Origin of the sequence: Microcoleus sp. Pol8_D6, assembly GCF_036700965.1 — a bacterium.
Classification (GTDB): Bacteria; Cyanobacteriota; Cyanobacteriia; order Cyanobacteriales; family Microcoleaceae; genus Microcoleus.
The window spans coordinates 23,868-33,613 of sequence record NZ_JAUBPW010000073.1 but is presented as its reverse complement, the minus strand read 5'-3'; the positions used below and the strand labels follow the sequence as shown (position 1 = coordinate 33,613).

Below are 9,746 nucleotides of genomic sequence, written 5' to 3'. Positions count from 1 at the left end.
AATCGCATCTATCACGGGATGGGATTATATTCTATCGGCACTAAATACTGTAGCATAATTTTGGAGAATTGGTATAACATCGTGCGATTGGGCGTAAAGGCATCATTGAGAAACTTATTAACAGTAGCCTGGTCGGAAGTTTCTGGAATACTTTTCAAAGAATTATCTCGGAAAGAGCGCAAGTCTAACACAAATGTAGCTGCATCACTGCCGAAGGTATTATAGCGATAAAGTTTCTGCTCGTTAGCAGTACGAGGATCGCCCGTATTGCTGTAAAAATCATTTCGCAGGGGGTTGTAAGCTTGAAATGCTTGTAAAGCTTTATCAAATACCGATGTATCATTGACAAAGCCTCCCCCCGTCCCGAAAATCCCCTCTTTTTGCGGCGACTCAGCAGGTGTTGCACCCCCAGCAAAATCATTCGTGAGTTCGTGGTCATCCCAGCTAGAATAGATGCTGGTAGAAGCCTCCAAATCACCCCAAGTATTGAGGCCATAACGCTGAGAATAGACTTCGTTGTATTTGGTGCTAAACTCTTCAAAAGTTTTAGGTTGTCTGACTCCTGGCAAATCTGGGGATAGATCGTCTACATAAGCGGAGTCGCCGATGCGAACAAAAAAGTCGAGATTGCGTTCCGGCGCATTGGAAATAGCGGGGAAAGGAGTAAGTTGACCTTGCCAGTCGCCTGCTACTCCAAATCGTAAACCTTTGCGACTTCCCAATTCAGCCGCAGTGCGGAATTGCCCAACTGCTGAAGTGCCAGCGGCATCACGCACTCGATAAAAATATTGAGTACCAGGCTTTAAATTCGTCAGTTCGGCTTTCACCGGTACGGTAATATCGGTGACTGTTTTCGCGATCGTACCGAGACTGTTACCGAAATTTGGATCTGTGGAGTATTCAAAGACAACATTACCAAGAACTGTGCTGCGAGTCAACAAAACCGTTGAAGTTTGGGTGGTATCTCCAGAAGCAACGCCATTTGGCAAGGTTGAGTCACCAGACTTAATAAATGGGGTGACATCTCGCCCTTCAGCAGCACCAAAATTGATAAAGTGTTCAATGCCAGTGAGTTCGTCGCGCTCAACAGCAGCAGTAATATCTGGGTTTTTTGCCAGATAATAGCTATCGTTATATAAAGGGCTAGGACTGCGGTTTTCCGATTCACCAAATTGGATGAAGTGACCAATACCAGTAATTTCATCGCGATCGACAGCCGCAGCAACATCGAGATTTTTTCCCTAGATAATAGCTGTTGTTATAGAATGGGCTAGGATTGCGGCCTTCTGATTCTCCAAAATTAATGAAGTGTTGTATTGCTGTGGTAGCTTTGCTGTTGACAGCGGTGGCAACATCAGGGTTATTCAGGAGATAATAATTAGTATCGAATAGGGCGCTAGGGTTGCGACCCTCAAATTGACCGAATTGGGTGAAGTGTTCAAATCCGTTTTGGAAGTTCCCTTTGGCTAGAGCGGCTGCTACCTCTGGGTTTTTAGCCAGATAGTAGGTTTCCTGAAATAGAGTTTTAGCGTCTAACATAAGGAAAAATATGAAGTTTTGTTGAATGACCCTGGTGGCTCAAAATAGCCTTCACAGAATTATACAGGATTATGCAGTGTTGCGATCGCGATCGTTAAGTAGAAGAAAGAAGGAATAAGGAAGAAGACTTACACAGCCAGCTTTGTAGTGGGACTTAAACATTTTCCAGCCCCTTTAAAAGCTGAAACCCTCTCTAGGGAATGGAAAGAAATAGATCACCTAAAAATGTCTAAAACCCTTGGTATAACTAGGTTAAGACCCATTCGAGCTAAAAGTATTTCTCTATCTGCGTTTCAAGCCAAAATGGCTTCAGTTTTTGTCTAAGTCCCTTTAGTCATCCTTATTTTACCTTTAATATTAATATCACATCCGATGAAATGCGATCGCTAATTCTGGCCAAACTTCAGCGACTAAACTTCCTGAATTTGCATCAACCGCTGCTTTAACCTTGGTGCATCGCCCCGAGCGAGCACTTCACACTTCTCCAACAAAAAAGCCCGATCGCAATAATTCAACTTATCCAAACGGTGAGTCACCCACAAAGCCGTCAGCCCGCAATTTTTGACCAAACGCTGCACCGCCGGCACCAAATCTAACTGAGAATCAGGATCGAGTAAAGCCGTAGGTTAATCTAATAGTAAAACCTCGAAATGACGAGCGATCGCACTTAAATATTTGAGTGGCGATCGATCTCAAATCTCAAATCCATTGACTTGATGTTCATCAGAAAAAGACGATCGCCCTTATTGACTAAAAGCGATCGCACACCAATATCCTCCTACAAATCAGCAGCGTGCTGCTTCAATTCATCCAAAGAAACGTATTCCAAAGTCAAGGCGTGAGTCGCAGCCAAAACCACAGGCGGCGCAACACCTGCATCCATTGCTTCCTTCCAGCGAGAAGCACACAAACACCAACAATCCCCAGGCTTCAAACCGGGAAAATTAAATTCGGGAACCGGAGTGCTCAAATCATTTCCATTCGATTTAGTGAATTGCAAAAACTCTTCTGTCAGTTGAGCACAAACAGTGTGAGCCCCAAAGTCGCCACCACCTGTATTGCATTTGCCGTCCCGATAATATCCTGTCATGGGCGAAGTGCAGCAAGTCTCTAACTTTCCGCCCAGCACATTTGTAGCTTCCGTCACCATCGCAACTCCTCAGTAAAACACTTGGATCTAATTTTACACAAATCGTTGTTTATATATTTTTTTCCATGGCAAAGTTGATGAGTTTTTGTCCTCTGCATTCTACTTCTTGTTTTCTAATCACAATAAATCCCTGGCTTTCAAAAAAAGGTCGAGCTGTAATGCTGGCTTCGGCAAATAACTTGTTAATTCCTAAGTCTTTGGCTTTTGACTCAATTTGTTTTAAAATTAGCCTGCCGACTCCTTGTCTTTGAAAATCTTGATGACAGAAAAAGCAATCGATATGGCCGCTTGCTTCTAATTCCCCAAAACCTGCAATTTGATCGCCCTCTTCTGCTACAAAAGTAAATTTACTGCTTAAACTTTTAGTCCAACTTTCGATATCCATCTCTGCTGGTGCCCAAGCATCTACTTGTGCTTGTGTGTAATCTCGGATGTTTACTTCATGTATGGTGTCGTAAAACAGTTTTACAATTTGTTGGGTATCACCGATTTCGTAGGTTCGTACTCTCATAAATTATCTCACTGTGATCGGTTGTTTAATATTAATTTGGGATTTTTAACAGCTTCGCCACACGAATGGATGTTGGCTTTTACCATTTTGTCTTATTTCTTGCAGGGCGATCAACCAAAAATTTCTCGCCCAGCCCTTGACAACTCTACTACTATGTGATATTTAATAAATTCCTGACTGCGAACCTTTAAGGATTGAAACTTATGACAGAAATTGGGCCCGATCCAAACCGACCTTATCCGATGGCCGATCAGCGGCGCGTATGCTTCATCAAAAACTTTATTAAATCCCCCAACATTATCATCGGCGATTACTCATATTACGACGATCCAATAGATCCAGAAAACTTTGAAAAAAATGTACTTTATAACTACGGAAACGACCGATTAATAATTGGCAAATTTTGTGCGATCGCCACCAACGTCAAATTCATAATGAACGGTGCAAATCACAAACTAGACGGCATTTCAACTTATCCTTTTCCGGTTTTTGGTAATGGTTGGGAAACAGCCATGAATTTAGTAATGGAACTGCCAAGTAAAGGCGATACCGTCATTGGCAATGATGTTTGGATCGGCTATGAATCCCTGATTATGCCCGGAGTCAAAATCGGCGACGGTGCCGTCATAGCCGCCAAATCCGTTGTAGTAAAAGACATTCCCGCTTACACAGTTGTCGGTGGAAATCCGGCCCATCCAATCAAACAGCGTTTTAGCGATTCTGAAGTAGCACAACTATTAGAAATTCGGTGGTGGGAGTGGGAAATCGACAAGATTTCGCGCAATGTCAGCATCATTATGCAAGGCGATATTCAAGCCCTCAAAAATGCCGAGTAAACTCGCAAATACAGCCATATTAATTTTAGCTTTAATGCTGTGTACCGGTTCCGGTGCGATCGAAGGCGAACCCACTCCCAGCAGCCGACCCCGGATACATCTTCTAATCTGCGTTCATCAGCGTTAATCTGCCTGCATCTGCGGTCAATCGATTTTAGATTTGAGATTTTAGAGGCGACCCCACGGATAAATGCGGGGGCTTGAGGATTTTAGATTTTGGATTGATTCCACGGATAAATCACGTGGCGGGTACCACCTTTGAAATTCGTGGTCAAAAAATCCCCAAAAATCACCATGCAAATCCAGGGTTCCCCCATACCGCACCGCCCCTACAACTTACTTAGCTGGGCCCACAGCCTCGATCGCATCCTCAAGAGCGATCGATACATGAGTCCAATGAGTCCCCCCCTGACAAAAAGCCACGTAAGGCTCCCGCAGAGGCCCGTCAGCCGAAAACTCCGACGTACTCCCATCAATAAAAGTACCCCCAGCCATCACCAACTGACTTTCATACCCGTGCATCGGAGCCGGCACCGGATCTAAATAGGAACCGACGGGGGAATTTTGCTGAACAGCCCGACAAAAAGCAATTAACTTATCAGCAGAACCGAATTCGATCGCCTGAATCACATCTCGTCTTCTGGCCAAAGGCATAGGATTCACTCGATAACCCAACTTATAAAAAACATAAGCCGTCAAATGATTGCCCTTCATCGCCTCCCCCACACAACCGGGAGCCATAAACAAACCTTGAAAAAGCAGCCGATTCAAATCAAAAGTTGCGCCGCCGCTGCTGCCGATTCCCGGCGCGGTCAAGCGACAAGTTGCCGCCTCCACCAAATCAGCCCTCCCAGCAACGTAACCGCCAGCAGGGACGATCGTACCCCCCGGATTTTTGATTAAAGAACCAGCCATCAGATCCGCACCCACAGCAGTAGGTTCGCAATCATCCACAAACTCCCCGTAACAATTATCAACAAAGCAAATTGTGTTAGGATTCTGATGTTTGACTATGGCGACGATTTTTTCAATCTCAGAAATAGACAAACTCGACCGCCAAGAATAGCCGCAAGAGCGCTGGATAAAAACCAGGCGAGTCTTTGCTGAAATAGTAGAGCTCAATGCCTGCCAATCCAAACTTCCTTCGCGAGTTAGAGGCAACTCACGGTAACTAATGCCAAACTCAAGCAGTGAACCTTGACCTTGCCCCCGCAAGCCGATCACTTCTTCTAAAGTATCGTAGGGAGAACCAGCCACTGCCAACATTTCGTCACCAGGACGCAGGATGCCAAAAAGAGCACAGGCGATCGCGTGAGTACCCGAAACAAACTGTACCCGGACAGCCGCGGCCTGGGCCCCTACCACTTCGGCAAACACCCCGTCCAAAGTCTCCCGACCCAAATCATCGTGGCCGTAACCCGTAACCCCTGCAAAATGGTGGACTCCAACCCGGTGGCTGCGAAAAGCTTTTAAGACTCGTTGAAGATTTTGCTTGACTGTAGTGTCAATACCAGAAAAAATCTGAAAGAGTGCCTGTTCTGCTTCCTGTAGCCGTGAAACGCTATTCATCTATACCTCGCTCACCCTTTGCGTGCGCGCTGTTCATTATGGCGTAGATGCGGCCCCTAGTTTGTAAACATAATATATTCATGACGATTGCAACTTCCAAAAAAACTTCTCCTGATTGGCCTGTCGTAGGCTTTATGGCCTTTCTGCACATCGGTGCTTTATTTGCTTTGCTGCCGGGTAATTTTAGCTGGTCTGCGGTCGGGCTAGCAGTCTTCCTGCATTGGGTAACAGGTGGTTTAGGAATTACTCTCGGATATCACCGCCTCGTCACCCACCGCAGTTTTCAAACACCGAAATGGCTAGAGTATTTTCTAGTTATTTGCGGTACCCTTTCCTGTGAAGGTGGCCCGATCGACTGGGTAGGAATGCACCGGTTACACCACATACATTCCGACACCGAAACAGATCCCCACGATTCCAATCAAGGCTTCTGGTGGAGCCACATGGGCTGGATGCTCTCGGATCTGCCGATCAGAGTGGAAATCCCCCGCTTTACTAAAGACATCGGCGACGACCCAGTATACAAGTTTCTCCAAGCATATTTTATCCCCATCCAAGTCGTCTTCGGTGTGTTGCTTTATTTATTAGGCGGCTGGTCTTTCGTGGTGTGGGGCGTGTTTATGCGGATCGTGGTGGTGTTCCACTGCACTTGGCTTGTTAACAGCGCTACCCACAAATTTGGCTACCGCACCTACGAGTCGGGCGACCGCTCGACCAACTGCTGGTGGGTTGCCCTGCTCACCTACGGCGAAGGCTGGCACAATAACCACCACGCCTTTCAATACTCGGCGCGCCACGGTCTCGAATGGTGGGAAATCGACTTCACCTGGATGACAATTCAACTGCTGCAAGCACTTGGTTTGGCAACCAAAGTGAAATTAGCAGAAAAATAGCATGGGCAATGAGTCATGGGTTGTCGGTCATCAGTTCTGGACTAATGGCTCGTGACCAATGCCTCATCCTGTTTTTGCGAGCGGTATAGGTTGGGTTGAAGTAAGCTCGAATCATCTAGTGCGATCGACCCAACCAAAACCAGAATCAGTTATAATAGATTTGGGAACAAAAAATTTTGTTTAGCATCCAAAATTTTTATTGTTAAGACAAAACGGTAAATTTTTTCAATTCTAATCCAAAATCTATCATTCATTCATTATTTATTAGTTTGGGCAAGTGTTCAACAAAACAGTTCACTACCTCAATCAAAACTTGTATGCGTGAATTCAGCTCGGCATCTCATCAGAAATCAAAAAGAGAATGACAATTGCAACGCAAGAAAAACTCCAATACAATTGGAAGCACGTTATTAGTTTAGCAGGACTTCATATCGGCGCTTTGTTCGCACTGCTACCCAGTAACTTCAATTGGACAGCAGTTGGTTTAACAGTATTCATGCATTGGATAACCGGCGGTTTGGGAATAACTCTCGGATGGCATCGAATGCTCACCCACCGCAGTTTTCAGACACCAAAATTCGTAGAATACTTTCTAGCATTTTGCGGAGCCCTTGCCTGTCAAGGAGGAATAATTGATTGGGTTGGGCTGCACCGATTGCACCACACCAACTCTGACCAAAATGCGCTCGACCCTCACAATGCCCAAAAGGGTTTTTGGTGGAGTCACATCGGCTGGATGCTATATAAAGGTCCAGCTCACGCTGAAATTTCTCGCTGCACAAAAGACATTTCAAGCGACCCGTTTTATCAATTTTTGCAAAATTACTTTTTGCCAATTCAAATCGCCTTTGGCGTCTTGCTTTACTTAGCAGCAGGCTGGCCTTTTGTAGTTTGGGTAATTTTTGTCCGCTTAGTTGCGGTATATCATTGCACTTGGTTTGTTAACAGCGCCACTCACAAATTTGGGTATCGCACTTACGAAACGGAAGATAGTTCTACTAACTGTTGGTGGGTTGCGGTTTTGACTTACGGCGAAGGCTGGCACAACAACCACCACGCTTTTCAATACTCTGCGCGTCACGGTATGAAATGGTGGGAAATTGACTTCACTTGGATGACAATTCAAGTTTTGGAAGCACTAGGTTTGGCTACTAAAGTGAAATTACCAGCCAAGTAGCAGCATGGGGAATGGGGCATGGGGCATATGGCATGGGGCATTGGTACAACTCACAAATAACCAACTGTCAACTGCCAATTGTCAACTGCCCACTGCCTAATGAGCCCGTTTTTGCTCGCCCCGGCCACGCAAATATTCCGCTAAAAAAGCCAATCCTCCCGAACCTACTATCAAGAGTACGCTCAAAGCATTAATATCCGGTTTTACTCCAGTCCGAATCCGGCTAAAAATTTCCATCGGCAGAGTTGTAGTCCCGCTACCTGCGGTAAAACTCGCAATCAAAAAATCGTCCATGCTGAGGACAAAAGACAACAGACAACCAGAAACAATTCCGGGTATTAATTGAGGGAGCAAAACCTGAATAAAAGCTTCAACAGGCGTTGCACCCAAATCCAAGGCAGCCTCTTCTAAATACGGGTTTAAATCGGCCAATCTAGTAGAAACAGCTAGGGCGATGTAAGCCAGACAAAACACAATGTGAGCGGCGACAATTGTCCACAAACTCAGAGGAATAGCCAGCGCCGCTAAAAATACCAGAGTAGCAACTGCGGTCGCAATATCTGGAATAATAATCGGCAAGTAGGAGACTCCCTGATATAAACTCTTGCCAGGAAAGCGGTAGCGGGCTAAACCAACGGCCATCAAAGTGCCAAGTACGGCCGAGATTGCAACTGCACAAACAGCAACTGTTAAACTGTTTCTCAGGGCAACTAAAATCCGCGTATCGCTAAATAATTTAACGTACCAATCTAAAGTAAATCCTTCCCAGCCGGCGCTAAAACGCGATTTGTTAAAGCTGTAAAATGTGAGTACCAGGATGGGCAGGTACATATAAAAAAACATCACAACGGCAAATATCACCTGCCAAGAAATCTTAAATTTAGGTTTTAAGTACATATCGGCTTGTATTTCCTCCTGTGGATTTTCGGCTGTCTTTTCCATTTCTCGGTAATCGGTAATTGGTAATTGTTAATTCGTTAGGATTGTTTTCTTCCTTCTTCCATCGGACTGACATCCGTCACATCCGTTACATCGGTTATATAATCCGTTGCCGAACTTCCTTCTTCCTTAAACATCCTAAACTGCATTACGATCGCCATATTTGAGCAAAAGGGCAATTCCGATACTCACTGCAAAGATTAATACCATACTCAGAGCCGAACCCAGCCCCCAATTTTGAGTCGCCCCCAAAAACTGATTGTAAATCAAACGAGCTGCGGTCATACTCGAAGCTCCACCGAGCAACTCCGGATCGACAAAATCGCCCAAACTGCTAATAAATACTAGCAAAGAACCCGCAGCAATTCCCGGCATCGTCTGAGGTACTGTGACTTTCCAGAAAGTTTCCACTGGATTCGCGCCCAAATCCTGAGATGCTTCTAGCAACCTGCGGTCTAACTTTTCCAAAGAAGCGTAGAGAATGGTCACGATATAAGGCAAATAACTGTAAGCCATGCCGATTAAAACTGCGGAACTTTGATTAAGCAATTCCAGAGGAGGAATGCCTACAAGTGCCAGCAGCGAGTTGAGAACCCCCGTAGGACGCAGAATTGTGATCCAAGCATACGATCGCAAAAGCGAAGAAGTCCACAGCGGCAATACAAAGCCTAACAAAGTTAAATTCCGCCACTTTTTCGAGACATTGAGGGCGATCCAGTAAGCGACGGGAAATCCCAGTAGCAGACACAGAATAGTAGTCCCCGTTGCGAAAAAAAGCGATCGACCCATCACCTGTAAATTCAGCGGCTCAAACACTCGCAGGTAATTGCCGATTCCCGAAGGATTCACCAAATCTCCTGGCTTAATATTCGGCACCAAACTAAGCTGAAAAATCACCAGGGTTGGTATGACTAATAATAAAAGCAGCAACAAGCCAGAAGGGCCCAACAATGCCAGTGGTCCTGCCCAAGCAGACCAGGGGGAAACAGTTTCAGCCTTCAATGGAGAATTGGGAGGAATAGGAGGGGGAGTTCTAGTTGAAACAGCCATAGATCAATTTTTTTGAGTTTTTAACCGCTGATTAACGCGGATTAACGCGGATATAATACGGATAGACTGGGCGATATGCTGT

11 protein-coding genes and 1 pseudogene are annotated in these 9,746 nt (G+C 45.3%); 4 read left to right on the top strand and 8 right to left on the bottom strand.

Translation table 11 applies throughout. The features are described from left to right. Positions 1-11: 11 nt before the first annotated feature. From QUA10_RS23855 to QUA10_RS23835, 5 genes and pseudogenes are all read right to left on the bottom strand, one after another. Complete coding sequence (locus tag QUA10_RS23855; protein ID WP_333085101.1) at positions 12-989, bottom strand: alkaline phosphatase D family protein; 978 nt, start codon at positions 987-989, stop codon at positions 12-14. A gap of 211 nt (positions 990-1,200) precedes the next feature. After that, positions 1,201-1,539 carry a hypothetical protein gene (locus QUA10_RS23850; protein ID WP_333085100.1) on the bottom strand — a complete coding sequence of 113 codons (339 nt, stop codon included), beginning with the start codon at positions 1,537-1,539 and terminating at the stop codon, positions 1,201-1,203. Between the two features lie 410 nt (positions 1,540-1,949). Next, positions 1,950-2,204 (bottom strand): annotated as a pseudogene (locus tag QUA10_RS23845) (ABC transporter ATP-binding protein); the annotation flags it as partial. Positions 2,205-2,317: 113 nt separating this feature from the next. Beyond that, positions 2,318-2,689, bottom strand: a complete 372-nt coding sequence (locus QUA10_RS23840) for a DUF2237 domain-containing protein (RefSeq protein ID WP_333041417.1) — start codon at positions 2,687-2,689, stop codon at positions 2,318-2,320. Between the two features lie 49 nt (positions 2,690-2,738). After that, complete coding sequence (locus QUA10_RS23835) at positions 2,739-3,200, bottom strand: GNAT family N-acetyltransferase (RefSeq protein WP_333085099.1); 462 nt, start codon at positions 3,198-3,200, stop codon at positions 2,739-2,741. A gap of 203 nt (positions 3,201-3,403) precedes the next feature. Here QUA10_RS23835 and QUA10_RS23830 point away from each other — a divergent pair, with 203 nt between their 5' ends. Both QUA10_RS23830 and QUA10_RS23825 read left to right on the top strand, forming a co-directional pair. After that, positions 3,404-4,036, top strand: a complete 633-nt coding sequence (locus QUA10_RS23830) for a Vat family streptogramin A O-acetyltransferase (RefSeq protein ID WP_333085098.1) — start codon at positions 3,404-3,406, stop codon at positions 4,034-4,036. Next, complete coding sequence (locus QUA10_RS23825) at positions 4,026-4,163, top strand: hypothetical protein (RefSeq protein ID WP_333085097.1); 138 nt, start codon at positions 4,026-4,028, stop codon at positions 4,161-4,163. The genes QUA10_RS23830 and QUA10_RS23825 overlap by 11 nt, the downstream gene beginning before the upstream one ends. 209 nt (positions 4,164-4,372) lie before the next feature. Here QUA10_RS23825 and QUA10_RS23820 read toward each other — a convergent pair whose 3' ends face one another. Further along, positions 4,373-5,605 (bottom strand): methionine gamma-lyase family protein, encoded by a 1,233-nt coding sequence (locus tag QUA10_RS23820; protein WP_333041411.1) that lies wholly within the window; start codon positions 5,603-5,605, stop codon positions 4,373-4,375. 80 nt (positions 5,606-5,685) lie between these two features. On the opposite strand from QUA10_RS23820, the gene QUA10_RS23815 reads away from it, so the two are divergent. Together QUA10_RS23815 and QUA10_RS23810 are read left to right on the top strand one after the other, a co-directional pair. Then, positions 5,686-6,498, top strand: a complete 813-nt coding sequence (locus QUA10_RS23815) for an acyl-CoA desaturase (protein WP_333085096.1) — start codon at positions 5,686-5,688, stop codon at positions 6,496-6,498. A gap of 361 nt (positions 6,499-6,859) precedes the next feature. Further along, positions 6,860-7,675, top strand: coding sequence for a fatty acid desaturase (locus QUA10_RS23810; RefSeq protein ID WP_333085095.1), 816 nt, complete (start codon positions 6,860-6,862; stop codon positions 7,673-7,675). Positions 7,676-7,771: 96 nt separating this feature from the next. On the opposite strand, the gene QUA10_RS23805 is transcribed toward QUA10_RS23810, so the two are convergent. Together QUA10_RS23805 and QUA10_RS23800 are read right to left on the bottom strand one after the other, a co-directional pair. Then, on the bottom strand, positions 7,772-8,617 hold the full coding sequence (locus tag QUA10_RS23805) for an ABC transporter permease (protein WP_333085094.1): 846 nt from the start codon (positions 8,615-8,617) through the stop codon (positions 7,772-7,774). 135 nt (positions 8,618-8,752) lie between these two features. Beyond that, on the bottom strand, positions 8,753-9,664 hold the full coding sequence (locus tag QUA10_RS23800; protein WP_333085093.1) for an ABC transporter permease: 912 nt from the start codon (positions 9,662-9,664) through the stop codon (positions 8,753-8,755). Positions 9,665-9,746: the final 82 nt, after the last annotated feature.